Source organism: Paracoccus sp. S3-43, from assembly GCF_029027965.1.
Classification (GTDB): domain Bacteria; phylum Pseudomonadota; class Alphaproteobacteria; order Rhodobacterales; family Rhodobacteraceae; genus Paracoccus.
Window position 1 is genome coordinate 3,092,416 of the sequence record NZ_CP119082.1, and the last position, 26,759, is coordinate 3,119,174.

Sequence of the window (26,759 nt, forward strand, 5' to 3'; positions counted from 1 at the left end):
ATGCAGGTCAATGTTCGCGACAACAACGTCGAACAGGCGCTTCGTGCCCTGAAGAAGAAACTTCAGCGCGAGGGCGTGTTCCGCGAAATGAAGCTCAAGCAGCATTTCGAGAAACCGTCCGTGAAGAAAGCCCGTGAGCAGGCCGAGGCCGTGCGCCGCGCCCGCAAGCTGGCGCGGAAGAAGGCGCAACGCGAAGGCGCTCTCTGATCGCAGCGCGAAGGCGCACTGTAAGACGACGCGATCCGCGTTTCAGTCAGACCCCCGCGGCGCAGGTCGCGGGGGTATGCGTCTATACGCCCTACCGAAACAGATGCAGGGCCAGGGCATCCGCCGTGGACGGCCCCATCAGAGAGCCGTGGTTTTCCTGCGGATAGGGACGGTAGATCACCTCCAGCCCCTTCACCTGGGACAGGATGCGCACCAGCGATGTCGGGTCGTGGGGATGGTTCTGCCGCGCCCGGCCCGCCTGGGCGATCATCACCTGGACCCCAGGATCGACCCGGCCGCCCGCCGCCGCGACGCCCCCGGCGAAGGCCGCCGCCTCGCGCTGCGATTCGCCCGCGTTCCACCAGACCGAGGGGTCGGCGGCGACATGGCGGGCGAACAGATGCGGGCGGTTGAACAGCGCGTGCAGCACGAACAGCCCGCCCAGGGAATGGCCGTAAAGGGTCATGTCGCCCTGATCCATGGGATAGCGGCGGGCCAGTTCCGGCAGAAGCCGGTCGGCGATCATCGCCAGGAACGCCTCTCGCCCGCCGGTCAGGCGGTCCGGGGGCGCGGCGCGATAGCCCAGGATCGGCGCGATCGGCTTCATCGACCGCGAGGTCAGATCCACCCAGCGGCGGTTGGCCCCTTCATAGCTGATGCCGAACAGGATCACCGGCGCCCCCGGCGCGCGGGTTTCCCGATGCGTCCAAAGCTGCGGAAAGGTGGTGGCCCCATCCAGCGACAGGATCGCGGAATAGCCCTGCGGCGGTGGCGGCGCATCGGGCAGGCCCACGAAGATGCGCCATTGCCGGCCTTCGGGGCCAAAGGCGAAATGGCTGGCGCGGGGATGGTCGATTTCCGGGGGCGGGTCGCGGCGCGGCTGGGCCAGGGCGGGCATTGCCGCCGTGGAGGCCAGCAGGAACAACAGATGACGACGGTTCATGAATTACACCGGGATCGCCGTGGTGCGGAACACCGTGCGCAGCGCGAAGGACGAATGCATCTGCGCGACGCCCGGCAGGCGGGCCAGATGCTGGCGGTGGATGCGGGCGAAATCGTCGGTATCCTCGACCACGATCTTCAGCAGGTAATCGGCGGACCCGGCCATCAGGTGGCATTCCAGCACGTCGGGGATCGCGCGCACGCCTTTTTCGAAAGCCTCCAGAACCTCGTCCGCCTGGCCGGACAGGGTGATTTCCACGAACACCGTCGTCTGGCGGTGCAGCTTGCGGGCGTCCAGCAGCGCCGCATAGCCGTGGATCACGCCCGCTTCCTCCAGCCGCTGGACGCGGCGGTGGCAGGCGGACGGCGACAGATGCACCCGCAGCGCCAGTTCGGCGTTGCTGATTCGGCCTTCCTTCTGAAGCAGGGCCAGAATGCGGCGGTCTATTGCATCAAGATCGGACATGGCGGGATATTCTTCGACAAGGGGGGAAGGTGCCAGCGTTTTTTCGTCATCGCCGCCCTGGGCCGCGCATCGTCTTTGCAAGACCTTGCGGACGGTAGGTGCCACACTGGTCCCAGAACAAGGGAGGATGAACATGAAGATCGGTTGCCCCAAGGAAATCAAGCCGCAGGAATTCCGCGTCGGCATGACGCCCGCCGCCGTGACCGAGGCCGTCGCCAGGGGCCACGATGTCGTCGTGGAAACCGGCGCGGGCCTGGGCGCGGGCTTCACCGATGAGGATTATACCGCAGCCGGGGCCGGGATCGCGCCGGACGCGGCCTCGGTCTTTGCCGGGGCCGAGATGATCGTCAAGGTCAAGGAGCCGCAGGCCGCCGAACGGGCGATGCTGCGCGGCGGGCAGGTGCTGTTCACCTATCTGCACCTGGCCCCCGATCCCGACCAGACCCGCGAGTTGCTGGCATCCGGCGTCACGGCCATTGCCTATGAGACGGTGACGGATGCGCGCGGCGGGCTCCCCTTGCTGGCGCCGATGTCCGAGGTCGCCGGGCGGCTGGCCCCGCAGGTCGGATCCTGGGCGCTGCAAAAGGCCAATGGCGGGCGCGGCGTGCTGCTGGGCGGGGTGCCGGGCGTGCGGCCCGCGAATGTGATCATCATCGGCGGCGGCGTGGTCGGCACGGCGGCGGCGCGGGTGGCCGTGGGCATGGGCGCGAATGTCACCGTCACCGACAGGTCGGTTGCGCGGCTGTCATACCTGGACGACATCTTCATGGGACGGCTGACCACGCAATATTCCAGCGCGGCGGCGACTGCCGAGTTGATCCGCACCGCCGACATGGTGATCGGCGCGGTGCTGATCCCCGGCGCGGCGGCGCCCAGGCTGGTGACGCGCGCGCAGCTGTCGACCATGCAGCCCGGCGCGGTTCTGGTGGACGTGGCCATCGACCAGGGCGGCTGTTTCGAGACCTCGCGCCCCACAACCCACCAGGATCCGATCTATGAGGTGGAGGGCGTGGTGCATTACTGCGTGGCCAACATGCCGGGCGCGGTGGCGCGCACCTCGACCCAGGCCCTGGGGAACGCGACGCTGCCCTTCCTGCTGGCCCTGGCGGACAAGGGCTGGCGGCAGGCGGTTCAGGACGATCCGCATCTGCGGGCGGGGCTGTCCACGCAGGGCGGCCGCCTGACCTCGCCCCCGGTGGGCGAGGCCCTGGGGCTGGAGGCGATCACCCCCGACCAGCTTCTGGCAGAATAAGGCGACCGGCGCGGGCGGACCGCGCCGGTCCATGGGTCAGGCGCGGGGCGCCGGACGGTCCTGCCAGACGGTGCGGTCGGCCAGCAGGTCGCGGATCTGGGCCAGCAGTTCCTCTTGCGTAGGCGTCGCCGCGACGACCTCGTCCTCGGCCGGTTTCACGGCCAGACGCTGAAGGCGGTTCACGGCCTTGACCAGCAGGAACACCGCCCAGGCGATGATCAGGAAGTTCAGCACCGCCATCGCGAAAGAGCCATAGGCAAAGACCGCCGCGCCCGAATCGCGGGCCGCCGCCAGGCTGGCGCCCTCGGGGACATTGCCCGACAGGACGAAATACTTGTTGGTGAAATCGACCCCGCCGGTCAGCAGGCCCAGGATCGGGTTGATAAGATCGGCCACCACGGAATTCACGATCGCCGTGAAGGCCGCGCCGATGATGATGCCGACGGCAAGGTCGATGACATTGCCGCGGGCGATGAAGTCACGGAATTCCTTGATCATGACGCTGTCCCTTGTTAACGCGCGTTCGCCATGCGCAAAAGCATGGAGCGCGCGGCATCAAAAGGCAATTCCGCACGGTCCGCATCGGAAAAACGCGCGGGTTTCGGCCCGCCTTGTGTCAGGCGGGCCACATGGCGTCGGTCGGGGCGGTCAGTTCGCCGGGGCGGGCGCGGCCTCGGCCAGCTTGGCGTCGATGATGCCCTTCATGTCGTCCCAGGGCTGGTTCTGGACCTTTTCGCCGCCGATGATGAAGGTCGGCGTCGCCTCGATCTTGTCGGCGGTGGCGTTCTGCTGGAAGGTGGCGATCAACTGCTGGGCTTTGGCGGTGTCTTCCCAGCAGGCGGTCATCTGGTCTTCGGTCATGCCCGCCTTCAGTCCGATCTTGCGCAGGTTGGCCGCGATCTCCTCTCCGGTGCCGCCGGCCAGCCAGTTCTTCTGTTCGTCGAACAGCATGTCGGAGACGGGATAGAACTTCTCGTCCCCGCCGCAGCGCGCCAGCACGCCCGCCCACAGGCCCGGCTGGTCGAAATACACGTCGCGCTGGATGAATTTCACCTTGCCGGTATCGACATAGTCGGCCTTCAGCTTCGGCCAGCTCTCGGCATGGAAATTCGCGCAATGGCCGCAGGTGAAGCTGGCATATTCGACGATGGTCAGCGGCGCGTCCTCGGCCCCCAGGGCGATGTCGGGCAGGATCGCGGGCGCGGCGGCGTCCTGGGCCATCGCGGCGGGTGCGGCCAGGGCAAGCGCCAGGGCTGCGACGGCGAAACGGGTCAGCATGGAAAATCCTTTCGGTGGTTCCGGTGTCGTGCGGTTTCGATGTTCAGGGCCAGCAGCGCCATCGCCCGCGCCAGCGCCGGATCCTGGAACTGGCGGCCGATCCGGTCGGCCTTTTCGACGATCTGCGGATCGGGCGGCGCGGCCTGGGCGGGGGCCGGGGCAAAGACCGCCTGCCCTTCGGCAAATCCGCCGGCCGCCGTCTGGGTCAGCACGATCCGCTGCACCGCGTTATAGCCATAGCAGGCGTTCACCCGGTCGCGCAGCTGCGGCAGCTGCATTTCCACCAGCGGCGCGACGGGGCCGGTGGTCAGCAGCGTCAGCGTGGCGCCGAACCCGCCGCGCGCATGGCTGATGCGGACCGGCCGGGTCATCGCGGCAAGCCGGGGACCGGCGATCTCGGGCCAATGGGTCAGCAGGCGGGCCATGGCGAATCCCCGCCCCTCGGCGGCCTTCTGCACCCGGTCGGCCAGCAGCGCCGACGCCTGCTGGAAGCCGCGCCTGCGGCTTGCCTGGGGGTTGCGGGGACGGTCGGACGCTTTTGCCATCTTTGCCTGGTGCATTGTCACCCCCATATCCTTAATCAGCCCCGGCGCGGGATGAAAGCGCGTCTGGAAAGCAAGGGACTGAATATTGCGTGACACCAGGGTGATCGCCCCGCATCTGCTGGACTGGTATGACCGCCACGCGCGCGTGCTGCCCTGGCGCGTCCCGCCGGGCGGCGGTGCAGCCGATCCCTATCGCGTCTGGCTGTCCGAGGTGATGCTGCAACAGACCACCGTCGCGGCGGTCAAGGCCTATTTCGAACGCTTCACGACGCTGTGGCCGACCGTGCAGGATCTGGCCGCCGCGCCCGATGCGCAGGTGATGGCCGAATGGGCGGGGCTTGGATACTATGCCCGCGCCCGCAACCTGCTGGCCTGCGCGCGGGCGGTGACGGCGGCGGGCGGGTTTCCGGCCACGCGCGACGGGTTGCGGCAACTGCCGGGGATCGGGGCCTATACCTCGGCCGCGATCGCGGCGATCGCCTATGACGCGCCCGAAACGGTGGTGGACGGCAATGTCGAACGCGTGGTGGCGCGGCTGTTCGCGGTGGAGACGCCCCTGCCCGCCGCCAAGCCGGATCTGGTGGCGCTTGCGGAAACCCTGACCCCGCGGGACCGGCCCGGCGATTACGCGCAGGCGATGATGGATCTGGGCGCGACGATCTGCACGCCGCGCAGCCCGGCCTGCGGCATCTGCCCGCTGATCCATGACTGCGACGCCCGCGCGGAAGGGATCGCCGCCAGCCTGCCGCGCAAGGCGCCGAAATCCGCCAGGCCCGACCGCAGCGGCATCGCCTGGGTCGCCCGCCAGGGCGACGCCGTGCTGTTCGAGGAACGCCCGGCCAAGGGCCTGCTGGGCGGCACGCTGGCCTTCCCCTCGGCCCATTGGGACGGGCGCGACCTGCCGCCGCCGGGGCCGGCCGCCTGGCGCGCGATCGGCCAGGTCCGCCATGTCTTCACCCATTTCACCCTGTCCTTGCAGGTGATGGCGGGCGACCTGGACGGCCCGCCCGCGCGCGGCCATCTGGTGCCCCTGCGGCATATCGACCGCGAGGCCCTGCCCGGTCTGATGCGCAAGGTCTGGGATTTGGCGCGGGCCGAGATCGCCGCGCTGTAGGGGCCGATGACTGGTGAATCGCAGGGCGTTTCCCGAGCCCGCCCGGATCATGATCAGGGCACGATCACCCGCGTCCCCGGCACCGCCCGCGCGGCGATCCAGATCCGGTCGCGCCGCGCGAAGGCGATGCAGCCCTCGGTCCCGAAACCGGGCCTGCGCCACTGGTGCAGAAAGATCGCCGACCCCAGCCCCGGCACCGCGTCGGGCCAGTTCCAGTCGGTCGTCAGGATCAGGTCATAGAGCGGATCGGCGCGGCGCAGCCGTTCGTGGCTGGCGGCCAGCGGCGCGCGGGCATGATGGTTATACCCCGGATGATCCGGCGCATCGCACCACAGATCGCCCGGCCCGATGGGTCGCGCCCAAGGCACGGGCGGGGGCAGACGGTCGGGGCGGTACCACAGCCCGGTGATCCGCCAGATCCCGGCGGGGGTGGCCCCGTCGCCCTCGCGCTTGTCGCGGGTCACGCCGCGCTTGCCGATGCTGCATGGAAACAGCCGCCCCCGGAACCGCACCCCCTGCGGCGTCAGGACCAGATCGCCCGGCGTCACAGCAGATGCCCCGATTTCGCCGCCTTGGTGTCCAGATAGGCCTCGTTGAAGCGGTTGCGGCCGACCACCAGCGGCACCCGTTCCGCCACCGCGATGCCATGGCTTTCCAGCATCGCCACCTTGCGCGGGTTGTTCGTCATCAGCCGCGCCGAGGAAAACCCCATCCGCCGCAGCAGCGCCGCGCCGATGCGGAAATCGCGTTCGTCATCCTCGAACCCCAGGCGGTGATTGGCCTGCACCGTGTCGAAACCCTGGTTCTGCAACGCATAGGCGCGCATCTTGTTGGCCAGCCCGATCCCCCGGCCCTCCTGGTTCAGATACAGCAGCACCCCCTGCCCCGCCTGGCCCATGGCCGTCAGCGCGGCGTGAAGCTGCGGGCCGCAATCGCATTTCAGGCTGCCCAGCACGTCGCCGGTGAAACAGGCCGAATGCAGCCGCGTAAGAACCGGGGCGTCGCGGGGGGGATCGCCGATCTCGACGGCGTAATGTTCCGCGCCGCCGTCGTCGGGACGGAAGATGTGCAGCCGCGACCGTTCCGCCGCGATCAGCGGCAGGTTGGCGGCGGCGACCGGGGACAGGGCCGCCTCATGCGCAAGCTGCGCCAGCAGCTGGCCGGGCGCGACCTGGGTCAGGCCGGGCAAGGGGTCGGTCGCCACGACCAGAACGGCGGGCAGAAGCTGCGCCGATTTCGCCAGCGCCAGCCCGGCCAGATGCGGCGTCGCGTCGCCGTCGCGTTCGGTGAACAGCGGTCCCTTCATCGGCGTCATCAGATCGCCCGAGGGATCGGCCAGCGACCGCAGCCAGGCATGGTCGGCATCAGGCGGCACGATCACGCGGGCCAGCCCGTCGTCATAGGCCCGCGCCTTCAGCGTCTCGGCCCGGCGTTCGGTCAGGGCCAGCACGGGCCGGCCAAGCGCGCGGATCGCGTCCAGCCGGGCGGGGGCCAGCGTCTCCACCGCCGCGACCAGGTGCCCGCCGATCATCACCGGCAGGCCCATGCTCAGATCGGTCCGCGCGCGGGACACGACCTCGGTCAGGGTGGGGATCAGGCTCATGGACGGTCCCGGAGGTTTGAAACAGTTTGAAACATAAGCATCCCTGCCGACAACTCCATGTGAGATTTCCGACATGATGCTGGACGCGGCGCGCCGACTTGCCCACCTACTCGCGCAACACGCCAAGGGAGGCAACATGCCCGGTCTGAAAAAAATCCTGCTGGTCGACGACGAGGAAGATCTGCGCGAGGTCCTGGCCGAACAACTGGCGGCCACCGACGATTTCGACGTGACCGAGGCTGGCAGCGGCGCTGCCGCCGTCGAGGCCGCCAAGGGGGCGATCTTCGATCTGGTGATCCTGGACGTGGGCCTGCCCGACACCGACGGGCGAGAGCTGTGCAAGAAGCTGCGCAAGCTGAACGTCAAATGCCCCATCGTCATGCTGACGGGCCACGACACCGACGCCGACACCATCCTGGGCCTGGACGCGGGCGCCAACGATTACATCACCAAGCCCTTCAAGTTCCCGGTCCTGCTGGCCCGGCTGCGCGCGCAGCTTCGCACCCATGAACAGTCCGAGGACGCGATCTTCCAGCTTGGGCCATACACCTTCAAGCCGGCGATGAAGATGCTGATCGACCAGAAGGACCGCAAGATCCGCCTGACCGAGAAGGAAACCAACATCCTGAAATTCCTGTATCGCGCGCAGGACGGGGTGGTGGCCCGCGACGTGCTGCTGCACGAGGTCTGGGGCTACAATGCGGGGGTGACCACGCATACGCTGGAAACCCATATCTATCGCCTGCGCCAGAAGATCGAACCCGATCCCAGCAATGCGCGCCTGCTGGTGACGGAATCGGGCGGCTATCGGCTGGTGGCGTGACCTAGGCTCAGGTCATATCGGCGCAATTCGTCCCGCAACGCCGCCGCCGTCGGTGTCGTCGCTGGCTGCGGCGGCTCGGCGTTCGATCAGGCCGCCTGACGACATCCCACGTCCATTCGCGTCAGAAATCCAGGCCCAGATCCAGGACGGGCACCGAATGGGTCAGCGCGCCGACCGAGAGATAGTCCACCCCCGTCGCCGCCACCTCGGCGATGCGCGGCAGGCGCATGTTGCCCGAGGCTTCCAGCACCACGCGCCCCGCCGCCATGGCGACTGCCTGGCGCAGCGTGTCGGCATCCATGTTGTCCAGCAGGACCACGTCGGCGCCGCCCTCGTCCAGGACGTCGGACAGTTGCTCCAGGTCGTCCACCTCGATCTCGACGCGCATCATGTGCGAGGCGCGGGCCTTCACCGCCCCCAGCACGGCGCGGATGCCGCCGCCGGCCGCGATGTGGTTGTCCTTGATCAGGATCGCGTCGGACAGCGAGACGCGATGATTGAAACCGCCGCCATGCAGCACCGCCTGTTTTTCCACCAGCCGCAGGCCGGGAGTGGTCTTGCGGGTGCAGGTGATGCGGGCGGCGGTGCCGCGCGTCTCGGCCACGAAGGCCGCCGTCATGGTGGCGATGCCCGACAGGCGGCCCGCGAAGTTCAGGGCCACCCGCTCGGCCGACAGGATCGCGGCGGCGTCACCCTCGATCCGGGCCAGGGTGTCGCCGGGGGCGAAGGCGGCGCCGTCGGGGATCAGCACCTCGAACCGCAGGGCCGGGTCGATCAGGCGGAAGGCCAGCGCGGCCAGCGCCATCCCCGAGGCGGTGCCCGCCTCGCGCGCGCGGATGGCGCCGCAGGTCCGGGTGCCCTGCGGGATCACCGTGCGGGTGGTGATGCCGCCATGCGCGCCCAGATCCTCGATCAGGGCGGCGCGGACCAGGGGTTCCAGGATCAGGTCGGGCAAGGGCGGGGTCATGACGGCTCCGGTTCGGGGATGGGGCGCAGCGCCAGGGCCTGGGCCAGGCTCATGCGGCTGCGGCGGGCCGCGGGCAGCGGATCGGGGAAATCGGTGCGGCAATGCGCGCCCCGGCTTTCGCGCCGCGCCAGGGCGGCGGCGCAGATCAGCGTGGCGGTCGCGGTCATGTTGCCAAGGCGCGGGCAGCCGGGCCGGGCGGCCTCGATCCGGGCGATGCCGCGCAGCGTTTCCGTCAGGCCCCTGGGCATCGCGCAGCACGCCCGCGCCTGCGGTCATGGCCCGGCGCAGGCCCGCCACCAGGGCGGGATCGGGCAGCGCGGCGGGGGCCGGGTCGGGCAAGGCGACCGGCGCGGCGGCTGGGCCGTCGCGGCCGATCGACAGGGCCGCGCGGCGGGCGAAGACCAGGGCCTCCAGCAGGCCGTTCGAGGCCAGGCAGTTTGCCCCATGAAGCCGGGTCGAGGCCGCCTCGCCGCAGGCCCAGAGACCGGGCAGGCTGCTGCGCCCGTCCAGGTCGGATGGCGATGCCGCCCATGTGGTAATGCGCCGCCGCCGCCGCCGGGATCGGCTGGCGCGCGGGGTTGATGCCCGCCTGCGCGCAGGCCGCCGCCACGGCCGGGAACTCCGCCGCGATGCGCGGGCCGAGGGCGCGGCAATCCAGCGCGGGACGGCGGCCCGCCCGGGCCTCGGCATAGACGCCGCGCGCCACGATGTCGCGCGGGGCCAGTTCGGCATCGGGATGCAGCGCGGCCATGAAGCGGACGCCATGGGCATTGACCAGATGCGCGCCTTCGCCGCGCAGCGCCTCGGTCGCAAGGGGGGCGGGATCGGCGCCGCTGGCGATGGCGGTGGGATGGAACTGCACGAATTCCGCATCCGCGATCACTGCGCCCGCGCGGGCGGCCATGCCTAGGTGTTCAGTCCCGGCATCTGGTGGATCGGGTTTAGGATGAATCTGTCTGGCTCTGATGTCCAGATCTTGCAGATGTATTCGTAGGGCGTGAGGCCGCCGAGGGTCTTGAGCCTACGCGCGAAGTTGTAGGCTGCCATGAAGTCGGCGAGATGCGTGCGGAGCTCGTCGTGGCTGGTGTAGTGAAAGCGTTTGACGGTGGCGTCCTTGATCGTGCGGTTCATCCGCTCGACCTGACCGTTGGTCCACGGGTGGTTGGGCTTCGTCAGGCGGTGCTCAATGCCGTTGGCCTCGCAGATCATGTCAAAGCGCATAGGTCTGGAATAGATGGTGTTCCGGTTCCGAGGCTGCTCGGCGAACTGAATACCGTTGTCGGTGAGGATGGTATGGACCTGATAGGGCACGGCTTCGAGCATGTGCTGCAGGAACTCCCAAGCTGTCTTCCTGTCCGCCTTGTCGACGAGCTGGGTCACGGCAAACTTGCTCGTGCGGTCAATGCCGACGAACAGGTAAAGCTTGCCTTCAGCAGTCTGCACCTCGGCGATGTCGATATGAAAGAAGCCGATAGGGTAGCGCTTGAACTTCGACCGTTTCGGCTTGTCGCCTTCCACGTCGGGCAGTCGAGAGATGCCGTGGCGCTGAAGGCACCGATGCAGCGCTGAGCGTGTCAGGTGTGGAATTGATGGCTGCAGGGCATAGAGGCAGTCGTCCAGCGGCAAAAGCGTGTGCAGCCTGAACGCGACGATGGCCGCCTCCTCGGCTTCTGTCAAAACCGTGGAGCGTGGCTCCTTCGGCCCTGTCTTGAGATCATCGACCGTCACTCGCTTGCGCCACTTCGCCACTGTCTTGGGGTTAATGCCGAGCTCCCGGCTCAGCGTCGCGAGCGAAGCTTGCGATCGTTGTATTGCAGCTCTGACGGCGTGCGTGGTCGTGGCGCTCCCGTGACGAACCTGGCCCATAATGCTTCCCTCCATTCCTGAGAAAGGATCGCACCATCAAACCGTGGGATCAAACACCTAGGCCGTGTTGACAAAAGGGATTCACAGGACGTGCTGAACGTGATTCAAGCTGGTATCTGCGATGGAGACCAGCTTGGCACGAGACCTGATGTCTGACGAGGAATGGGCGTTTCACGAACGCTTCATTCTGGCCGTCCGCGCACCGAACGGGCGCAAACCCATGAACCATCGTCTTGTTCTGGATGGGATTTTCTGGATAGCCCGCACAGGTTCGCCGTGGCGTGACCTGCCGGAAGAGTTCGGCAAGTGGTCGTCGGTCTACCGCCAGTTCCGGCGCTGGACCCTGGCCGGGCTGTGGGAAGGGATACTGGAGGCCCTGAACGAGAGCGGGGTGGTTCCAGCGGCCTTGCAGATGATCGACAGCACCGTGGTCCGCGCCCATCATCAGGCAGCGGGCGCTAAAGGGGGACTCCGCGACAGGGTTTTGGCCGTTCGCGAGGTGGCTTCACGACAAAGATCCACCTCCGCGTCAATGGCGCAGGCCTGCCCATGAGGTCGGACATCACGCCGGGCCAGACATCGGACTATCTGGGCTTTGACCTCATCATGGACGACAACCTGCCAGAGCCCTCCGTCCTGCTGGCGGATCGCGGCTATGACTCTGACAGGGTTCGAGAAACCATGGAGGCGCGCAACGTCGTGCCGGTGATCCCGATGCGAAAGTCCCGCAAGCTGCGCGTGGCCGTGGACCGAACCCTTTACCGGCTGCGCAACCTCGTCGAGCGCTGCTTCAACAAGCTCAAGAATGCCCGCCGCGTCGCCACCCGCTACGACAAAACCGCAGAGAGCTTCCTGGGCTTCATCGACATCACCTCGATCCGCATCTGGCTCCGCCATTTGTCAACATGACCTAGGGCCTCGCCCCGGATGCGCGGGGGATTGGTCGTGACCGCGTAAAGCCCGCCCGATCCGCCCCCGGCGACCAGCACCGCCGGGGCCGCGACCGTCACCGAGGCCGATCCCGACGCCCGCGCCAGGTCGATCCCCGCCACGCGGCCGCCGTCGATCCGCAGGCTGGTCGCCACCCAGCCTTCGGCCACCTGGACCGAGGGCGCGGCGCGGATGGCGGCGATCAGGACGCGCATGATCTGCGCCCCCGCCTGGTCGCCCTGGACGCGGACCATCGCGGTCGAAGGGCGTGCCCAGCGTCGTCAGGCGCAGGATATGGTCGCGCGCCTCGGCCGTGACCAGCCGGGCAACGGCGGCATCGACAAGGCCCGCCAGCCCCGCGCCGACGATCACCACGCGGTCGGTCGCGATCATCCCCTCAGGCCGCCAGTTGCCGCGACAGGTCGATCATCCGCTGCACCGCCCGCCGCGCGGGGGCGGCGATGGCCGGGTCGACCTCGACCTGCCCGGTCATGGAATGCAGCGACCACAGCACCTTTTCCCGGGTGATCCTCTTCATATGGGGGCACATGTTGCACGGCCCGAGGAACTCGACCTCGGGATGCGCGTCCGCGATGTTCGCGGCCATCGAGCATTCCGTGACCAGCATCGCTTGGCGGGGCCGTTCGCGGCCCACCCAGTCGATGATATGCGCGGTCGAACCCGCGAAATCGGCCTCGGCCACCACGTCGGGGGGGCATTCGGGATGGGCGATGATCTTCAGCCCCGGATGCCAGTCGCGGAAATCGCGCAGATCCTGGGGCGTGAAGCGTTCTTGGACGATGCAGGCCCCGTCCCACCAGACGATCCGCTTCTGCGGCACCTGCTTGGCGACGTTCTGCGCCAGCCATTTGTCGGGCGTCATGATCACCGTGTCGCCCGGCATCGCCGCGACGATCTGCGCGGCATTGGACGAGGTGCAGCAGATGTCGGACGCGGCCTTCACCGCCGCCGTGATGTCCGCATCGACCCGCGTGACCTCGATGGCCAGTTGCAGGCTGTCGCCCACCACGTCGGCGATGCCGTGATAGATGTCGGGCGTCATGTAGTTATGCGCCAGCACCACCGCGCCGCGCTCCGCCTTCAGCCGGTTGATCGCCGCCACATAGGGCGCGGCCATGGCCCAGTCGGGGAAGGGCATCACCCGGTCGATGCGGGCATGGATATGGGCCATGTCGCGGGCCAGATCGACCGATGGCGCCAGATCGTAATGGGGCCGCCAGTTCGGCGCGGATGGTCGTCACGTCCAGCAAGATCGGCTCCTCCCGGCGGCGCCGATGACGGCGCGGCCCCGATTGATGGTGGCTGGCGGCTGTCCTAGCGGGTCATTGACGCTGCGGCAACTATGATCCGCGTTTTCAGGGACGGGCCTGGCCTGCGGGCAGGTCATGGGGCTTTCACGAGCCTCAACAGCGTCATCATGCCTAGGGGCGGCAGGGTGCATTCCTCGGCAAGCGACAACCGCGCCTCGGCCAGCACCCGGCTGCGGTCGAAATCCGAATGCCAGCCCAGCAGGTCGGCCAGCGGCGCGGCAATCCGTTCGGCCAGGGCCAGCGCACCCGCCTTGCGCGCGAAATGATTGACGATGACCACGCTTCCGCCGGGGCGCACCACGCGGGCGATCTCGGACATGACCTTTTCGGGTTCGGGCACCACCGAGATGACATGCATGGCCGCGACGTGATCGAAGCTGTCATTCGGAAAGTCCATGTCGCGGGCATCCATCCGATGTAGCGCGGCCACGTTGCGCAGCCCTTCGGCGGCGACCTTGGCGCGGGCCTTGTCCAGCATCTCGGCGCTGTAGTCGACGCCGGTGACCGTGACACGCCCGTCATAGTGGCGCAGCGCCAGCCCGGTGCCCACGCCCACCTCCAGGACGGAACCGCCCAGGTCGCTCAGCAGCGCCGTGGCCCTGCGGCGCCCGACCTGCGTGATCGCCCCGAAGGTTCGGTCATAGACCGGCGCCCAGCGGGCATAGGATCGTTCGACTGCCTGAAGTTCCATTCATTCCACCTTTCGTGCGGGCCGCCGCCGAAGCCTGGTCCATTCCCGCGCCAGCAGCAGCAGATAGCCAAGATCCAGAAACACCAGCGTCAGCCAGGGATAGGTCAGCAGCGCCGCCCCCAGCGCCACCGCGCCCAGCAGCAGCAGCCGCGCCTGTTCGGGACGGATGCTGACCGGGCCCAGGGCGGGCGTCGGCAGGCGGCTGATCATCAGCGCCGCGACCGCCATCATCCACAGCGCGCAGGCCGGTTCCGGAAGGACCGCGGCGGGGATGAGCTTGGCCAGGAAGATCGGCAGCAGGGCCAGCATCGCCCCGGCGGGCGAGGGCACGCCTGCGAATGTTGTCTTGGGCAGGGCCGACGCCAGCGGATCGCGGCTGCCGATGTTGAACCGCGCCAGCCGCAGCACGCAGGCCACGGCATAGAGCAGCGCGGCGATCCAGCCCGCGCCCCCGGTCCCGTCGAAGGCCCAGAGATAGAGGACCAAGGCAGGCGCCACCCCGAAATTGACGAAATCGCAAAGCGAATCGAGTTCCGCGCCCATCGCGCTCTCGCTGCGCAGCCTGCGGGCCAGCCGTCCGTCGAGCCCGTCGAGCATGGCCGCCAGAAGGATCAAGGCCGCCGCCTTGTCGAATTCTCCGGTGATGGCCAGGCGGATCGCCGTCAGGCCCGCGCAGAGCGCCCCCAGGGTCAGGGCATTCGGCAGCAACTGCACCACGGACAATCGGGACCGAGGGTCCGGGCGGGCGTTCATCCTCAGTCCACCAGGGCCGGACGCGCGGCCTCCATGCGCCCCAGCTCGGCGATCACCGTCTCGCCCGCGATCATCGTCTGTCCCACGGCAACCAGTGGGGACACCCCCGGCGGCAGATAGACATCCAGGCGCGACCCGAACCGGATCAGCCCAAAGCGCTCGCCCGTCCGCAGGCTCTGACCTTCCCTGGTCCAGCACAGGATGCGCCGCGCCACCAGGCCGGCGATCTGCACCACCGCAAGGCGCCGCCCGTCGGCCAGTTCCAGGCACAGCCCGTTGCGCTCGTTATGCGCGCTGGCCTTGTCCAGCGAGGCATTGAAGAACTTGCCGGGCCGATAGGCGACCGACAGCACACGCCCTGCCGCCGGGGCACGGTTCACATGGCAATTGAACACCGACATGAAGACGCTGACGCGCATCAGCGCCACCGGCTCCATCCCCAGCTCGGCAGGCGGCACGGCCGGCTCGATAAGCGAGACGACGCCGTCGGCGGGGCTGACGATCAGCCCCTCGCCCTGCGGAACGGCGCGGCGCGGATCGCGGAAGAAATAGTAGCACCAGACGGTCAGCCCCAGCCCCAGCCAGCCGAGCGGCTGCCACACAAGGAAAAGGCCAAGCGTGACAAGGGCAAAGACGGTCAGGAAACGATAGCCTTCCCGGTGCATCGGCCTGAGAAAGGTGCCCCACATCGTCATGCGTCCGTATTCCCCTTCCCACCCCCCGGTCCGGCGCGCATAGCACCGTCGGGAAATGGGGTCAAACAAAGACGACGCTTTATCTTTGTTTTGCGACATGCCTTGCGGGCGGAGACGGCCGGCTGGAACGGACCGGCCACGGGGTTTTCCTTCACTGCCCCTTAGGGTCCGACGGGCAACGCGCGGACAACTCGCGCAGCAGGGTCCGGGCCTGAGCCTCCATCTGAACCTCGTCCGGGACCAGGGGGACAGTTCCTGGCGCCGGAACAGGTTCGCCACCATGTCCAGGTTCTCGCACCGGGCCGGATCCTGGAACACCTTGGCGATGCTCAGTCTTTGCCGCCAGACCGGCTTGAAACAGTCGTTGCGAGTTTTTCCACGATCCATTCCAAAACATTCGCGGATGGGGGCAGAAAATGACGCGCAAAAAGGATCGTCGATAAGGGGAGATGCGCCTGAGGGGTGATGGCGTCGGCAGGCTGTTGTTCTGCGCACTGTCAGGGTCAAAGAGGACGCAATCTCTGGAGACCCTGGGGAACGGCGGCTAAGGGGACCACGGCGTCAAGGAAAAAAGTGGCATCGCCGTTCCCAAGCGGAACCTCGGGGGTCGCACCCGCGTTCATACCGCGAAGCCCAGTGGCCGGTGGATGCGGCCACACCCTCCTCCCTCTTCTCTCTGATGCCCCGGCGTTTTCCCGCGCCGGGGCTTCGTTCATCCGCGCCCCTGTTCATCCGCGGCCATGCGGGGCGGTCCAGTCCAGATCCGGGCCGATGGGAATGATCCGGTGGGGGTTCACCGTGTCGTGGCTGAAGTAATAGTGGCGCATGAAATGGTCGGGGCGCACCGTCTCGGCCACGCCGGACCATTGATACAGTTCGCGCGCCCAGGCCCACAGGTTCGGGTAATCGACGATCCGGCGGCGGTTGCATTTGAAATGCGTGTGATAGACCGCGTCGAAGCGCGCGATGGTGGTGAACAGGCGCCAGTCGGCCTCGGTGATCCGGTCGCCCAGCAGATAGCGTTTCTCGGCCAGGATGCCCTCGATCCAGTCCAGGCTGTCGAACAGGGGGTGGACGGCCTTGTCGTAAGCCTCCTGGCTGGTGGCGAAGCCCGCCTTGTAGACGCCGTTGTTCACTGTCTCGTAAACGCGCGTGTTCACCGCCTCGATCCGGTCGCGCAGGGCTTCGGGCCAATAGTCGTCGCGGTTGCCCGTCACCCCGTCGAAGGCCGAATTGACCATGCGGATGATGTCGGCGCTTTCGTTCGACACGATCCGGTCTCCGTCGCGGTCCCACAGCACCGGCACCGTCACCCGCCCCGAGGCCCTGGGATCGGCGCGCAGATAGATGTCGCGCAGATAGGGCAGGCCGAACAGCCGGTCGCCGGTCGCGCCGTCGAAATCGGTGCGGAATTCCCAGCCGTTCCACAGCATGTCAGGATGGACGACCGACACGCCGATATGATCCGCCAGCCCCTTCAGCGCCCGGAAGATCAGCGCCCGATGCGCCCAGGGGCAGGCATAGGAGACATAGAGGTGATAGCGCCCGCTTTCCGCCTTGAAGCCGCCCTCGCCCGTGGGGCCGGGGCTGCCGTCCGCCGTGACACAGTTGCGGTGGCGCGCGGTGTCGCGGAGGAATTCGCCGCCGCTGGCCTCGGTATCGTACCACTCGTCCTTCCAGACGCCCTCGACCAGCTGGCCCATCGTCCTCTCCTCCGTCTTGGCTGCCAGGGCAACGGGCCGGGGCGGCCTGGGGTTTCAGGCGATGGCCTGCTCGCGGGTCTCGGACCTGATCAGCAGCAGCGCCAGCGCGCCCAGCAGCAGCAGGCCCGCGAAGGCGCCGATGGCGACGCCGAAGCCCTTGGCAAAGACCACCCCCAGCAGGCTGGGCGCCAGGATCCCGCCAAGCCGCGCCACGGCGCTGGCCGTGCCCATGCCGGTGCCGCGCAGATGCGTCGGGTAAAGCTCGGGCGTAAAGGCATAGAGCGCGCCCCAGGTGCCCAGCAGCGCGAAGCTCATCAGGATCAGCGCGGTCGCGACCATCGCGGTGCCCGTCGCCACCGCGAACAGCGCGCACCCCGCGGCGCTGAGCAGCAGGAAGGCCAGCAGCGTCGCGCGACGGCCCACCGCCTCGACCCCCCAGGCGGCCAGGGCGTATCCCGGCACCTGCGCCAGCGCCAGGATCACCAGGAAGCCATAGCCGCGCACGAAGCCGAACCCCTCGGTCGCAAGCTGGCCAGGCACCCAGACGAAGACGCCGTAATAGGACAGCGACACCAGGAACCACACCGCCAGCACGCCGATGGTCCGCGCCCGCAGCAGGTCCGAAAAGATCGAGGTCTCGGATCCCGTCGGCACCGGCGCCGGGATCAGTTCCGCGTCGGACGGCAGCGCCTGGACGCCGTTGACGACCAGCACCCGGTCCACGACCGCCCGCGCGCCCGCCTGATCGCCCCTGCGGATCAGGAACATCGGCGATTCGGGCAGCCACAGCCGCAGGAAGATGCCGATCACGGCGGGAATCGCCGCCACCGCGAAAATCCACCGCCAGGGCGCCACAACCCCCTGGGCTGCGGCGATCCAGGCGGTCAGGGCCACGATGATCGTGCCGATGGCCCAGAACCCCTCCAGCCAGACCAGCCAGCGGCCCCGGTTCCGGGGCGGCAGGAATTCGGCCATCATCGCGTAATCGACAGGCAGCGTGCCGCCCACCGCCACGCCGGTCAGGAAGCGCAGCACCAGAAGCAGCGTGAAATCCTGCGCAAACACGGATGCCAGGCCGAAGATCGCGTCCATCCCCACCGTCAGCACCAGGATGTTGCGCCGCCCGATCCGGTCGGCCACCCGGCCGAAGACGAAAGCGCCCAGGAACATGCCCAGGAAGAACACCGTGCCCACCTGGAAGGCGGTCACACGCTCGATCCCGAAGGTGGCGGCGATCGAGGGCGCGGCGAAGCCCACCGCGATCACCTGCATCGCATCGGCGGCCCAGACCAGGCCGAAGATCCCCAGAAGCCGCCACTGGAACCGCCCGGCCCCGCCGCGCGCCAAAGCCTCGTCCACCGTCAACCGCATCGCTGCCCCCCTGGCCGTGCCCGATGGCGCTGCATAGCCGCAGTTTTCCCGATCACCAAGCGCGTATTGATCTTTCACGACAATTTCCTGCCGCTGCGGCAACTCGACAGCGACCGGCCGCGCCGCTAGGGTCCGCGGCAAAGGAGCCTGCCCATGTTCACCATCGCCACCTGGAACATCAACTCGGTCCGCCTGCGCGAGGGGCTGGTCGCGCGGCTGCTGCGCGAAGAGGCGCCGGACATCCTGTGCCTCCAGGAATGCAAGTCGCCGGTGGACAGGATCCCGCTCGACCAGTTCCGGGCGCTTGGATACCGCTGGATCGTGGCGCGGGGCCAAAAGGGCTATAACGGCGTGGCGATCCTGTCGCGGCTGCCGCTGACGGATGCGGGCGACCGCGACTATGCCCGTCTTGGCCATGCCCGCCATGTCGCGGCGCGGCTGGAAAACGGCGTGACGATCCACAACATGTACGTGCCCGCGGGCGGCGACATCCCCGACCGCGCGGTGAACGAGAAATTCGGCCAGAAGCTGGATTTCGTGGCCGAGATGCGCGACGTGTTCCATGCCGACAACCCGCAACGCTCGATCCTGGTGGGCGACCTGAACATCGCCCCGCGCGAGGATGACGTGTGGTCCCACAAGCAGCTGCTGAAGATCGTCAGCCACACCCCGATCGAGGTCGATCACCTTCTGTCCGCCCAGGACGCGGGCCGATGGGTGGACGTGACGCGCCAGGACATCCCCTCCGGGCTGCTCTATTCCTGGTGGAGCTATCGCGCCAGGGATTGGGACGCCGCCGACAAGGGCCGCCGCCTGGATCACATCTGGGCCAGCCCCGACATCGCCAATGCCGCGCATGGCAGCCGCGTCCTGCGCCCGGTGCGCGGCTGGGACCAGCCCAGCGATCATGTCCCGGTGCTGGCCAGCTTCGATCTTTAACGCTTCTTCTTCATTCGAAATATCCTCTGGGGTGAGACGCGCCCGGAAAAAGGTCCATTGGACCTTTTTCCGCGGTGAACGCCTGCCGCCCCTGCGGCAGGCAGGGGGGCGAAGCGCCCCCGGCCTTGCCACCCGAAACAACCCTTCCCCTTGCGCGCCCCAGCCCCCATATTGCCGCCAACCGCTCGGACCATCTGGGGAACCCATGACCATGCTTTTCGATACCGCCGACGCCCCCAAGCCCGCCGATTTCATCAAGGACGTGACCGAGGCCGACTTCATGGCCGAGGTCGTGCAGGCCTCGATGCAGGTGCCGGTGATCGTCGATTTCTGGGCGCCGTGGTGCGGCCCCTGCAAGACCCTCGGCCCGCAGCTCGAATCCGAGGTCGCCCGCCACAAGGGCCGGGTCCGCATGGCCAAGGTCAATGTGGACGAGAACCAGATGATCGCCGCGCAGCTTCGCGTCCAGTCGATTCCGACCGTCTATGCCTTCTTCCAGGGCCAGCCGGTCGACGCCTTTCAGGGGGCGATCCCGCAAAGCCAGATCAAGCAGTTCGTGGACAAGCTGGCGGGGCTGTCGGGCGAGGACGGCGGGCTGGCCGACGCGCTTGCCGCCGCCGAACAGATGCTGGAGGAAGGCGCCTTCACGGACGCCGCCGAGACCTTCGCCGCCATCGCCGGCGAAGACCCCTCCAGCAACGAGGCCTGGGCGGGGGTGGTGCGCGCGTATCTGGCGGCGGGCGACGCGGATGCCGCGCAGACGGCCCTGGACGCCATCCCCGCCCCCGCCGCGTCAAGCGCCCCGGTCGAGGCCGCGCGTGCCCGGCTGCACCTTGCCCGCCAAGCCGCCAAGGCCGGGCCGCTGGACGCCCTGCAAGCCCGCGTCGATGCCGACCCCGACGACCAGCAGGCGCGGCTGGAATACGCCCAGGCGCTGCACGCCGCGGGCCGGGTCGAGGACGCCATCGACATCCTGCTGGACAGCTTCCGCCGCGACCGCGACTGGAACGACGGCGCGGCCAAGGCGCAGTTGCTGACCATTTTCGACAGCCTCAAGCCGAACGACCCGCTGGCCCAGAAGGGACGTCGCCGCCTGTCGTCCCTGATCTTCGCCTGATCCCGGCCATGCGGTTCCGCTTCGACCTGCCCGCGCGCATCCCGCTGTTTCCCCTGACCGGGGCGGTGCTGATGCCGCGCGGGCGGATCCCCCTGCATGTGTTCGAACCGCGCTATCTGCAAATGCTGGACGATGCGCTGAAGACCGACCACCGCCTGATCGGCCTGATCCAGCCCGAGGGTTCCGACGCAAACGGGGGGCTGGCCTCGATCGGCTGCGCGGGCCGGGTGGTGGCCTTTTCCGAAACCGACGACGGGCGGCAGATGATTTCCCTGCTGGCCGTGTCGCGCTTTCGCCTGGCCGAGGTGCAGGAGGGGTTCACCCCCTATCTGATGGCCCAGGTCGACTGGTCGTCCTTCGCCCGCGACCTGAAGGGCCCCGAGAACGATCCCGGACTGGATCGCGACACGCTGTTTCCGCTGTTGCGGCGCTATATGGACGCGCATGAACTCTCGACCGACTGGGACGCCGCCGCCGAGGCCCAGGACGAGGCGCTGATCAATTCGCTGTCGATGGTGCTGCCCTTTTCGCCCGGCGACAGGCAGGCGCTGCTGGAAAGCCCCAGCCTGGCGGACCGGCGCGAACTGTTGCAGGGCCTGATCGAATTCGCCCTGCGTGGCGGCGATACCGAGGACCGACTGCAATGACCCAAAGCCCCCCGCCCGCCTTCGACCGCCACATGATCGAGGCGCTTGTCTGCCCCGTCACCCATACCACCCTGTCCTATGACGCGGCGCGCCAGGAACTGGTGTCGCGGGCGGCGGGGCTGGCCTTCCCGATCCGCGCGGGCATCCCGATCATGCTGGTGGCCGAGGCCCGCCAGATCAAGGCGGACTGATGGCGGCCCAGTCCGGTCCCATCGCCGTCACCCGGCCCCTGCTGCCCCTGTGGGTCAAGGTCGTGATCGGGCTGTGCTGCGGGATCGAGGCGCTGTTGCTGGTCAGCGACCTGCTGAACTGGCGCCTGACCTTCGTCGTCCCCCGGCAGTCCGGCATCCTGTCCTATTTCACCCAGCAGCGCATCGGCATCCCGATCCGGCAGATGGTCGACTATCTGTTCGGCTTCTGGTCGGCGCAGGTCCGTGCGGGCCATGGCCTCTATCCCGGCCAGCCTGCGGCGATGTTCGCGACCTATGGATTTCTGCACGCCGGGCCGATCCACCTGGGCATGAACATGCTGTCGCTGGTGGCCATCGCGCGGGAATTGAACCGCCTGATCGGCGCCGCGCGCATGGCCTTGGTCTATGCCGTCACGCAGGTCGCGGCCGCGCTGCTGTTCGCGCTGATGACGCCGCAGGGCGGGCCGATGATCGGCGCCTCGGGGGCGATCTTCGGGCTGGCGGGCGCGCTGATCGGCTTCGCCGCCGTGACCGGCTGGCGCCGCCGCCGCCCGCTGGGCCAGTTGTGGCGCGGCGTCGCGATGATGGTGGTGCTGAACGTCGCGCTGACCGTGCTGATGCCCTCGATCGCGTGGGAGGCGCATCTGGGCGGCACGCTGGCGGGCCTGGTCATGGGCGCCTGGATGGCGATGACCCGCCGCCCCCGCGCATCAGCCTTCTGAAGGGGTTTCCGCCTCGGCCTGACCTTCAGCCTGCCCCTCGGCCGCCGCGATCCGGCGCAGGGTCTGGCGGAACGGCTCGGGCGCCGCCGTGGCAAGCCCGGCGGGGCTGTCGCCGGGATGCCGCGCCAGGTGATCGGCGATGATCCGGTGGCCCAGGCTGGTGCCGGTGCCCTTGCGCAGGTCGCCCTTGCCGCCGAACCAGCGGCCATGGTCGTAATCGCGCCGCGCCCATTCGTTCATCGCCTGTCGCATGGCCCCAGCCGCGGGCCGCACGGCATCGACCGCATCCGGCTGGCCGCCCAGCACCTGCAAGACGAAATGCCCGGCCAGCCCCTCGCTGACCAGAACCTCGCCCAGCGACCGGCCATAGCCCGGCCCGTCCCAGCGGACCAGATGCGCCATCTGCCGGACAAGGGCGCGGGTGAAATGCAGGGGATCGAATCGGTCGGGCGTCAGCGCGATCTCGATCACGCCGGGCGCGCGGCAGCGGCCCTGGATCGCGCCATCCGCCGAGCGGTCAGACTGCGCGCCGACCACCAGATCGAAATCCGGCAGATCGGCATGGTCCGAGGCCCGCGCCACCGCCTCGCGGCCGGCCTGCCGGACTTCGGACAGGACCGGCGTCAGCGCGTGGCGCGCATTCAGAAGATGGAGGGTCCAGAGCGTCATGGGGTCTGGATATAGCGCCTTGCGAAGACGCGCGCCAGCGGCGGGAACGGGCAATGCAGGATCGGCGGATGGAAGCCGCGCAAACGCGGATGCTGCGGGCAGGCCTTGGCAGGGGTGTCGGTCAGAGGCGGCCGGTCCCCAGGAACGCGCGAACATACGGGGGACCGGCCTCTTTCGCGCGGGCTTTGCCCTCACGAAAGTCCGATGCGCCGGGGCATCGCCAAGGGCGATGGCCTGCGCTATGGTTTGAAGACCGGCCCCCAGGAACGCGCGAACAGGACGGGGGCCGGTCTCTTTCGCGGGCGCGCGGGCGCCGCTGCGAAAGCTCGGGTGATCCGGGCGGGGTTATTCCCCGCCGCCCAGACCATGGACATAGGTGGCGACGGCGCGGATCTCGGCCTCGGACAGGCGCGCGGACCAGGACGGCATCACGCCATAGGGGCCTTCGCCGACGATCCGGGTCAGGGTCGCGTGGTCGTTGCCGTAAAGCCAGACCGCATCGGCCAGGTTCGGGGCGCCCTGGCCGCGGTCGCCGGTGCCGTCCTCCATATGGCAGGCCGAGCAGTTGTCGGCAAAAACCTGCGCGCCCTCGGCCGCGCTGGCCGGGTCATGCGGCAGGTCGGACAGCGACAGGACGTGATTCACCACCTGGTCGATCTGCGTGCGGTCCAGGATGCCGTCGCTGCCGAAATGCGGCATTTCCGAATAGCGGGTGTCGCCGTCCTGGGGATCGCGGACGCCGTGCTGCACGGTCAGGTGGATATCCTCCAGCGTGCCGCCCCACAGCCAGTCGTTGTCCAGCAGGTTGGGATAGCCCCGTGCCCCGCCCGCGCCCGAACCGTGGCATTGCGCGCACCAAGTGCGGAACACCGCGCCCCCGGCATTGGTCGCATAGCTGAGCAGTTCCGGGTCGGCCGGGATGGCGGCCAGCTCGACCTCGGCCAGGCGGGTCTGGATGGCGGCGTTGGCCTGGTCGAAACGGTCGATCTCGGCCGCGACCTCCTGGCGATAGTCGGTGCCCAGCAGCCCCTGGGTCGCGCGGTTGACCAGCGGGATGGCCGGATAGGCCACGACATAGCCCACCGCCCAGATGATCGTGGCATAGAAGGTCCACAGCCACCAGCGGGGCATCGGGTTGTCGTATTCGGTGATCCCGTCCCATTGGTGGCCGGTCGAGCCGACCTCCTGCACCAGACCCTTGCGGCGGACCTGCCTGCGCATCTTCGGCGCGACCGGCTGGTCGGGCCGGGGGCGTTCGGGGATCTCGCCCACGATCTTGGCCGCGTGTTCGCTGTCGGCCGCGTGCCGCTGGACCGACACCCGGTTGTCGGGATTGGCAGGGTCGATATGCGGATCGACCGGCTTGTCCTTGTCGTTGTCGGCCATCACCGGCCCTCCTTCTCATCCGTCTTCGCGGGACGGTTCTCGTGCCGGAAAATGCTTTCGGCGGCGTCTTTCTGGGCCTTTCTGGCGCCGGGGCGGAACACGAACAGGATCACGCCCACGAAGAACAGGGTCAGCACCAGCAGCGCCCAGCTGTCGGCCAGCCCGCGCAGGAAGCTGTAGGTTTCCATGCCCGCCCCCTTACCGCGTCGGATCCGGCTGGAAGGTCGAGAAGTCGACCATCGTGCCCAGCACTTGCAGATAGGCGACCAGGGCGTCCATCTCCGTCAGCTGCGGCTGGCGGTCGAAGTTGCGCTGCTGCGCGCCCGGATAGCGTTCCTGAAGGCCCGAGGCATCGGCGTTGGGATCGGCCTGCGCCCGGAAATCCTCGGCCGCGGCGGCGATCATCTCCTCGGAATAGGGCACGCCGACCAGGGCATCGGTTTCCACGCGGTCCCGGATGTATTCGGGGCCGATGATCCGGTTCATCAGGTGGCCATAGCTGGGCATGATGGATTCCGGCACCACCGATTGCGGGTCGCGCAGGTGGTCCAGATGCCATTCGTCCGAATAGCGCCCGCCCACGCGCGCCAGATCCGGTCCGGTGCGCTTGGACCCCCACTGGAACGGGTGGTCATACATCGATTCCGCCGCCAGCGAGTAATGGCCATAGCGTTCGACCTCGTCGCGCATCGGGCGGATCATCTGGCTGTGGCAGACATAGCAGCCCTCGCGGACGTAGACGTCGCGGCCGGTCAGTTCCAGCGGGGTGTAGGGGCGGACTCCTTCCACCTTCTCGATGGTGTTTTCCAGATAGAACAGGGGCGTGATCTGGACCAGGCCGCCGATGGTCACGACGATGAAGGAAAAGATCAGCAGCAGCGTCGCGTTCTTTTCAAGGATCTTGTGCTTTTCAAGGATCTGCATGGCTGGCTTCCCCCTATTCGGCCGGCACGGCGATGGCCGTCGAATGGGCTTTGGGCTGACGGGCCACGGTGGCCCAGAGGTTATAGGCCATGATGATCCCGCCGGTCAGGTACAGAACCCCGCCCAGGGCGCGCACCACGTTCATCGCGAACTTGGCCTGCACGGCATCGGCGAAGGCGTTGACCAGGAAGCCCTGGCTGTCGACCTCGCGCCACATCAGGCCCTCCATGATGCCCGACACCCACATGGACGCCGCGTAGAGAACCAGGCCGATGGTCGCCAGCCAGAAGTGCCAGCTGACAAGCGACAGGCTGTAGAGGCGCTCGCGGCCCCACAGGCGCGGCGTCAGGTAATACAGCGCGCCGAAGGTGATCATGCCGTTCCAGCCAAGCGCGCCGGAATGGACATGGCCGATGGTCCAGTCGGTATAATGCGACAGGCTGTTCACGGCCTTGATCGACATCATCGGTCCTTCGAAGGTCGCCATGCCGTAGAAGCCGACGGCCACCACCATCATCCGCAGGATCGGGTCGGTGCGCAGCTTGTCCCAGGCCCCCGACAGCGTCATCAGCCCGTTGATCATCCCGCCCCAGGACGGCATCCACAGCATGATCGAGAAGACCATCCCCAGCGTCGAGGCCCAGTCGGGCAGCGCGGTATAGTGCAGGTGGTGCGGACCGGCCCAGATATACAGGAAGATCAGCGCCCAGAAATGGATGATCGACAGCTTGTAGGAATAGACCGGACGCTCGGCCTGTTTCGGGATGAAGTAATACATCATCCCCAGAAATCCCGCGGTCAGGAAGAAGCCCACGGCGTTGTGGCCGTACCACCACTGCACCATCGCGTCCTGCACGCCGGAAAACACCTGGACCGACTTCGATCCGAAGATGCTGACCGGCATCGACAGGTTGTTGACGATATGCAGCATCGCGATGGTCACGATGAAGGCCAGATAGAACCAGTTGGCGACGTAGATATGGGGTTCCTTGCGCTTGATCACGGTGCCCAGGAACACGGCCAGATAGGCCACCCAGACCACCGTCAGCCACCAGTCCACATACCATTCGGGTTCGGCATATTCCTTGGACTGGGTGGCGCCCGCGATATAGCCGGTCGCGGCCAGCACGATGAACAGGTTGTATCCCCAGAACACGAACCACGCGAGGTTCCCGCCCCACAGCCGCGCCGCACTGGTGCGCTGCACGACATAGAAGGACGTGGCGATCAGCGCGTTGCCGCCAAAGGCGAAGATCACCGCGCTGGTGTGCAGCGGGCGCAGCTTGCCGAAGTTGGTATAGCCCTGGGTCAGGTCTGACAGGTTCAGCGCCGGGAAGGCCAGCTGAAAGGCGATGACCACCCCCACCAGGAAGCCCACCACGCCCCAGAACGCCGTGGCGATCACCCCGAACCGGACCACGTCGTCCATGTATTGCGAGGTATCGACCGCCCGCACCGGCTCGTCCGCCTGGCGCAGCGCCCAGACGAACATTCCCGCCGCCACCAGCATGACGACGATCGCGTTGACCATATAGGCCGGATCGCGCGCCATGTTGGCGCCGATGGCGGCCAACAGCGCGATCAAGCCCAGCAAGATCAGCTTTACATAATTCCACATGGCTTCCAC

At 67.9% G+C, this 26,759-nt stretch carries 29 protein-coding genes and 4 pseudogenes; 10 read left to right on the plus strand and 23 right to left on the minus strand.

Features of this window, described 5'->3' with window-relative positions; genetic code table 11:
* Positions 1–207 carry a 30S ribosomal protein S21 gene (gene rpsU / locus PXD02_RS16040; RefSeq protein WP_126153662.1) on the plus strand — a complete coding sequence of 69 codons (207 nt, stop codon included), beginning with the start codon at positions 1–3 and terminating at the stop codon, positions 205–207.
* A gap of 91 nt (positions 208–298) precedes the next feature.
* Here rpsU and PXD02_RS16045 read toward each other — a convergent pair whose 3' ends face one another.
* Both PXD02_RS16045 and PXD02_RS16050 read right to left on the minus strand, forming a co-directional pair.
* Positions 299–1,150 carry an alpha/beta hydrolase gene (locus tag PXD02_RS16045; RefSeq protein ID WP_275104820.1) on the minus strand — a complete coding sequence of 284 codons (852 nt, stop codon included), beginning with the start codon at positions 1,148–1,150 and terminating at the stop codon, positions 299–301.
* Between the two features lie 3 nt (positions 1,151–1,153).
* Positions 1,154–1,615, minus strand: a complete 462-nt coding sequence (locus PXD02_RS16050) for an Lrp/AsnC family transcriptional regulator (protein WP_275104821.1) — start codon at positions 1,613–1,615, stop codon at positions 1,154–1,156.
* A 133-nt stretch (positions 1,616–1,748) separates the two neighbouring features.
* Between PXD02_RS16050 and ald the strand changes: the two genes are divergently transcribed.
* Positions 1,749–2,867 (plus strand): alanine dehydrogenase, encoded by a 1,119-nt coding sequence (gene ald, locus PXD02_RS16055; RefSeq protein WP_275104822.1) that lies wholly within the window; start codon positions 1,749–1,751, stop codon positions 2,865–2,867.
* 36 nt (positions 2,868–2,903) lie between these two features.
* Here ald and mscL read toward each other — a convergent pair whose 3' ends face one another.
* From mscL to PXD02_RS16070, 3 genes are all read right to left on the minus strand, one after another.
* Entirely contained in the window at positions 2,904–3,365 is a 462-nt protein-coding gene (mscL, locus tag PXD02_RS16060) for a large conductance mechanosensitive channel protein MscL (protein WP_275104823.1), read from the minus strand.
* Between the two features lie 150 nt (positions 3,366–3,515).
* Positions 3,516–4,145: a DsbA family protein gene (locus tag PXD02_RS16065; protein ID WP_275104824.1), complete on the minus strand. Its 630-nt coding sequence runs from the start codon at positions 4,143–4,145 to the stop codon at positions 3,516–3,518.
* Positions 4,139–4,690 (minus strand): DUF721 domain-containing protein, encoded by a 552-nt coding sequence (locus PXD02_RS16070; protein ID WP_275104825.1) that lies wholly within the window; start codon positions 4,688–4,690, stop codon positions 4,139–4,141. Before PXD02_RS16070 ends, PXD02_RS16065 begins: the two co-directional genes overlap by 7 nt.
* 85 nt (positions 4,691–4,775) lie before the next feature.
* Between PXD02_RS16070 and PXD02_RS16075 the strand changes: the two genes are divergently transcribed.
* The gene (locus PXD02_RS16075; RefSeq protein WP_275104826.1) at positions 4,776–5,804 is read left to right on the plus strand and encodes an A/G-specific adenine glycosylase; all 1,029 of its coding nucleotides are present in this window, start codon (positions 4,776–4,778) and stop codon (positions 5,802–5,804) included.
* A 53-nt stretch (positions 5,805–5,857) separates the two neighbouring features.
* Here the strand turns inward: PXD02_RS16075 and PXD02_RS16080 are convergent, their stop codons facing one another.
* Both PXD02_RS16080 and ribA read right to left on the minus strand, forming a co-directional pair.
* A complete protein-coding gene (locus PXD02_RS16080; RefSeq protein ID WP_275104827.1) occupies positions 5,858–6,352 on the minus strand; it encodes a L,D-transpeptidase family protein in 495 nt (164 codons plus the stop codon).
* Complete coding sequence (gene ribA, locus PXD02_RS16085; protein ID WP_275104828.1) at positions 6,349–7,407, minus strand: GTP cyclohydrolase II; 1,059 nt, start codon at positions 7,405–7,407, stop codon at positions 6,349–6,351. Before ribA ends, PXD02_RS16080 begins: the two co-directional genes overlap by 4 nt.
* Before the next feature lie 136 nt (positions 7,408–7,543).
* On the opposite strand from ribA, the gene PXD02_RS16090 reads away from it, so the two are divergent.
* Positions 7,544–8,230, plus strand: a complete 687-nt coding sequence (locus PXD02_RS16090; RefSeq protein ID WP_275104829.1) for a response regulator transcription factor — start codon at positions 7,544–7,546, stop codon at positions 8,228–8,230.
* Between the two features lie 121 nt (positions 8,231–8,351).
* Here the strand turns inward: PXD02_RS16090 and nadC are convergent, their stop codons facing one another.
* The 3 genes and pseudogenes from nadC to PXD02_RS16105 all read right to left on the minus strand — a co-directional run bounded on the left by nadC (position 8,352) and on the right by PXD02_RS16105 (position 11,063).
* Positions 8,352–9,197 carry a carboxylating nicotinate-nucleotide diphosphorylase gene (gene nadC / locus PXD02_RS16095; RefSeq protein ID WP_275104830.1) on the minus strand — a complete coding sequence of 282 codons (846 nt, stop codon included), beginning with the start codon at positions 9,195–9,197 and terminating at the stop codon, positions 8,352–8,354.
* Positions 9,194–10,107, minus strand: a pseudogene (locus PXD02_RS16100) (FAD-binding protein); the annotation flags it as partial. The gene nadC and the pseudogene PXD02_RS16100, both read right to left, overlap by 4 nt.
* Entirely contained in the window at positions 10,104–11,063 is a 960-nt protein-coding gene (locus PXD02_RS16105; RefSeq protein WP_275104831.1) for an IS481 family transposase, read from the minus strand. The gene PXD02_RS16105 and the pseudogene PXD02_RS16100, both read right to left, overlap by 4 nt.
* A 121-nt stretch (positions 11,064–11,184) precedes the next feature.
* On the opposite strand from PXD02_RS16105, the gene PXD02_RS16110 reads away from it, so the two are divergent.
* Positions 11,185–11,972, plus strand: a protein-coding gene (locus PXD02_RS16110) for an IS5 family transposase (protein ID WP_275103592.1) whose coding sequence is annotated in 2 segments (ribosomal slippage) — positions 11,185–11,524 and positions 11,524–11,972 — 789 coding nt in all. Because the reading frame shifts where the segments join, the coding sequence is not laid out codon by codon here.
* Here the strand turns inward: PXD02_RS16110 and PXD02_RS16115 are convergent.
* The 8 genes and pseudogenes from PXD02_RS16115 to PXD02_RS16145 form a co-directional block, all read right to left on the minus strand.
* Positions 11,972–12,344, minus strand: a pseudogene (locus PXD02_RS16115) (FAD-binding protein); the annotation flags it as partial. The gene PXD02_RS16110 and the pseudogene PXD02_RS16115 sit on opposite strands and share 1 nt — an antisense overlap.
* A 46-nt stretch (positions 12,345–12,390) precedes the next feature.
* Positions 12,391–13,264 (minus strand): annotated as a pseudogene (locus PXD02_RS16120) (quinolinate synthase).
* A gap of 133 nt (positions 13,265–13,397) precedes the next feature.
* Positions 13,398–14,015 (minus strand): class I SAM-dependent methyltransferase, encoded by a 618-nt coding sequence (locus PXD02_RS16125; RefSeq protein ID WP_275104832.1) that lies wholly within the window; start codon positions 14,013–14,015, stop codon positions 13,398–13,400.
* A complete protein-coding gene (gene pssA, locus PXD02_RS16130) occupies positions 14,016–14,768 on the minus strand; it encodes a CDP-diacylglycerol--serine O-phosphatidyltransferase (RefSeq protein ID WP_275104833.1) in 753 nt (250 codons plus the stop codon). It lies immediately after the preceding gene.
* Between the two features lie 2 nt (positions 14,769–14,770).
* Positions 14,771–15,463, minus strand: coding sequence for a phosphatidylserine decarboxylase (locus PXD02_RS16135; RefSeq protein ID WP_275104834.1), 693 nt, complete (start codon positions 15,461–15,463; stop codon positions 14,771–14,773).
* Between the two features lie 169 nt (positions 15,464–15,632).
* A pseudogene (locus PXD02_RS16930) lies at positions 15,633–15,796 on the minus strand (sugar ABC transporter ATP-binding protein); the annotation flags it as partial.
* 395 nt (positions 15,797–16,191) lie between these two features.
* Positions 16,192–17,166 carry a glutathione S-transferase family protein gene (locus PXD02_RS16140; RefSeq protein WP_275104835.1) on the minus strand — a complete coding sequence of 325 codons (975 nt, stop codon included), beginning with the start codon at positions 17,164–17,166 and terminating at the stop codon, positions 16,192–16,194.
* A 54-nt stretch (positions 17,167–17,220) separates the two neighbouring features.
* Positions 17,221–18,615 (minus strand): MFS transporter, encoded by a 1,395-nt coding sequence (locus PXD02_RS16145; protein WP_275104836.1) that lies wholly within the window; start codon positions 18,613–18,615, stop codon positions 17,221–17,223.
* A 75-nt stretch (positions 18,616–18,690) separates the two neighbouring features.
* Here PXD02_RS16145 and PXD02_RS16150 point away from each other — a divergent pair, with 75 nt between their 5' ends.
* The 5 genes from PXD02_RS16150 to PXD02_RS16170 all read left to right on the plus strand — a co-directional run bounded on the left by PXD02_RS16150 (position 18,691) and on the right by PXD02_RS16170 (position 22,153).
* Positions 18,691–19,476, plus strand: a complete 786-nt coding sequence (locus PXD02_RS16150) for an exodeoxyribonuclease III (protein ID WP_275104837.1) — start codon at positions 18,691–18,693, stop codon at positions 19,474–19,476.
* A gap of 205 nt (positions 19,477–19,681) precedes the next feature.
* The gene (trxA, locus tag PXD02_RS16155; RefSeq protein WP_275104838.1) at positions 19,682–20,593 is read left to right on the plus strand and encodes a thioredoxin; all 912 of its coding nucleotides are present in this window, start codon (positions 19,682–19,684) and stop codon (positions 20,591–20,593) included.
* A gap of 8 nt (positions 20,594–20,601) precedes the next feature.
* Positions 20,602–21,240 (plus strand): LON peptidase substrate-binding domain-containing protein, encoded by a 639-nt coding sequence (locus PXD02_RS16160; protein ID WP_275104839.1) that lies wholly within the window; start codon positions 20,602–20,604, stop codon positions 21,238–21,240.
* Positions 21,237–21,431: a Trm112 family protein gene (locus PXD02_RS16165; protein WP_275104840.1), complete on the plus strand. Its 195-nt coding sequence runs from the start codon at positions 21,237–21,239 to the stop codon at positions 21,429–21,431. Before PXD02_RS16160 ends, PXD02_RS16165 begins: the two co-directional genes overlap by 4 nt.
* Complete coding sequence (locus PXD02_RS16170) at positions 21,431–22,153, plus strand: rhomboid family intramembrane serine protease (RefSeq protein ID WP_275104841.1); 723 nt, start codon at positions 21,431–21,433, stop codon at positions 22,151–22,153. Before PXD02_RS16165 ends, PXD02_RS16170 begins: the two co-directional genes overlap by 1 nt.
* Here PXD02_RS16170 and PXD02_RS16175 read toward each other — a convergent pair.
* From PXD02_RS16175 to ccoN, 5 genes are all read right to left on the minus strand, one after another.
* Complete coding sequence (locus PXD02_RS16175; protein ID WP_275104842.1) at positions 22,142–22,822, minus strand: DUF2268 domain-containing putative Zn-dependent protease; 681 nt, start codon at positions 22,820–22,822, stop codon at positions 22,142–22,144. The two genes, PXD02_RS16170 and PXD02_RS16175, sit on opposite strands and share 12 nt — an antisense overlap.
* A 345-nt stretch (positions 22,823–23,167) precedes the next feature.
* Positions 23,168–24,043, minus strand: a complete 876-nt coding sequence (gene ccoP / locus PXD02_RS16180) for a cytochrome-c oxidase, cbb3-type subunit III (RefSeq protein ID WP_275106458.1) — start codon at positions 24,041–24,043, stop codon at positions 23,168–23,170.
* A 164-nt stretch (positions 24,044–24,207) separates the two neighbouring features.
* Entirely contained in the window at positions 24,208–24,396 is a 189-nt protein-coding gene (locus tag PXD02_RS16185; protein ID WP_275104843.1) for a cbb3-type cytochrome c oxidase subunit 3, read from the minus strand.
* 10 nt (positions 24,397–24,406) lie between these two features.
* Positions 24,407–25,132, minus strand: a complete 726-nt coding sequence (ccoO, locus tag PXD02_RS16190; protein ID WP_275104844.1) for a cytochrome-c oxidase, cbb3-type subunit II — start codon at positions 25,130–25,132, stop codon at positions 24,407–24,409.
* A gap of 13 nt (positions 25,133–25,145) precedes the next feature.
* On the minus strand, positions 25,146–26,750 hold the full coding sequence (ccoN, locus tag PXD02_RS16195) for a cytochrome-c oxidase, cbb3-type subunit I (RefSeq protein WP_275104845.1): 1,605 nt from the start codon (positions 26,748–26,750) through the stop codon (positions 25,146–25,148).
* Between the last annotated feature and the right edge of the window lie 9 nt (positions 26,751–26,759).

Bases quoted from the DNA above. Each gene is read 5' to 3' on its own strand.
- PXD02_RS16185 (WP_275104843.1), bottom strand. From the start codon at position 24,396: ATGGAAACCTACAGCTTCCTGCGCGGGCTGGCCGACAGCTGGGCGCTG.
- PXD02_RS16170 (WP_275104841.1), top strand. From the start codon at position 21,431: ATGGCGGCCCAGTCCGGTCCCATCGCCGTCACCCGGCCCCTGCTGCCC.
- ccoO (WP_275104844.1), bottom strand. From the start codon at position 25,132: ATGCAGATCCTTGAAAAGCACAAGATCCTTGAAAAGAACGCGACGCTG.
- trxA (WP_275104838.1), top strand. From the start codon at position 19,682: ATGACCATGCTTTTCGATACCGCCGACGCCCCCAAGCCCGCCGATTTC.
- PXD02_RS16070 (WP_275104825.1), bottom strand. From the start codon at position 4,690: ATGGCAAAAGCGTCCGACCGTCCCCGCAACCCCCAGGCAAGCCGCAGG.
- PXD02_RS16090 (WP_275104829.1), top strand. From the start codon at position 7,544: ATGCCCGGTCTGAAAAAAATCCTGCTGGTCGACGACGAGGAAGATCTG.
- pssA (WP_275104833.1), bottom strand. From the start codon at position 14,768: ATGAACGCCCGCCCGGACCCTCGGTCCCGATTGTCCGTGGTGCAGTTG.
- rpsU (WP_126153662.1), top strand. From the start codon at position 1: ATGCAGGTCAATGTTCGCGACAACAACGTCGAACAGGCGCTTCGTGCC.
- mscL (WP_275104823.1), bottom strand. From the start codon at position 3,365: ATGATCAAGGAATTCCGTGACTTCATCGCCCGCGGCAATGTCATCGAC.
- PXD02_RS16125 (WP_275104832.1), bottom strand. From the start codon at position 14,015: ATGGAACTTCAGGCAGTCGAACGATCCTATGCCCGCTGGGCGCCGGTC.
- PXD02_RS16105 (WP_275104831.1), bottom strand. From the start codon at position 11,063: ATGGGCCAGGTTCGTCACGGGAGCGCCACGACCACGCACGCCGTCAGA.
- PXD02_RS16165 (WP_275104840.1), top strand. From the start codon at position 21,237: ATGACCCAAAGCCCCCCGCCCGCCTTCGACCGCCACATGATCGAGGCG.
- ald (WP_275104822.1), top strand. From the start codon at position 1,749: ATGAAGATCGGTTGCCCCAAGGAAATCAAGCCGCAGGAATTCCGCGTC.
- PXD02_RS16150 (WP_275104837.1), top strand. From the start codon at position 18,691: ATGTTCACCATCGCCACCTGGAACATCAACTCGGTCCGCCTGCGCGAG.
- PXD02_RS16140 (WP_275104835.1), bottom strand. From the start codon at position 17,166: ATGGGCCAGCTGGTCGAGGGCGTCTGGAAGGACGAGTGGTACGATACC.
- ccoP (WP_275106458.1), bottom strand. From the start codon at position 24,043: ATGCGCAGGCAGGTCCGCCGCAAGGGTCTGGTGCAGGAGGTCGGCTCG.
- PXD02_RS16045 (WP_275104820.1), bottom strand. From the start codon at position 1,150: ATGAACCGTCGTCATCTGTTGTTCCTGCTGGCCTCCACGGCGGCAATG.
- PXD02_RS16065 (WP_275104824.1), bottom strand. From the start codon at position 4,145: ATGCTGACCCGTTTCGCCGTCGCAGCCCTGGCGCTTGCCCTGGCCGCA.
- PXD02_RS16175 (WP_275104842.1), bottom strand. From the start codon at position 22,822: ATGACGCTCTGGACCCTCCATCTTCTGAATGCGCGCCACGCGCTGACG.
- nadC (WP_275104830.1), bottom strand. From the start codon at position 9,197: ATGACCCCGCCCTTGCCCGACCTGATCCTGGAACCCCTGGTCCGCGCC.
- PXD02_RS16050 (WP_275104821.1), bottom strand. From the start codon at position 1,615: ATGTCCGATCTTGATGCAATAGACCGCCGCATTCTGGCCCTGCTTCAG.
- PXD02_RS16135 (WP_275104834.1), bottom strand. From the start codon at position 15,463: ATGACGATGTGGGGCACCTTTCTCAGGCCGATGCACCGGGAAGGCTAT.
- ccoN (WP_275104845.1), bottom strand. From the start codon at position 26,750: ATGTGGAATTATGTAAAGCTGATCTTGCTGGGCTTGATCGCGCTGTTG.
- ribA (WP_275104828.1), bottom strand. From the start codon at position 7,407: ATGAGCCTGATCCCCACCCTGACCGAGGTCGTGTCCCGCGCGCGGACC.
- PXD02_RS16160 (WP_275104839.1), top strand. From the start codon at position 20,602: ATGCGGTTCCGCTTCGACCTGCCCGCGCGCATCCCGCTGTTTCCCCTG.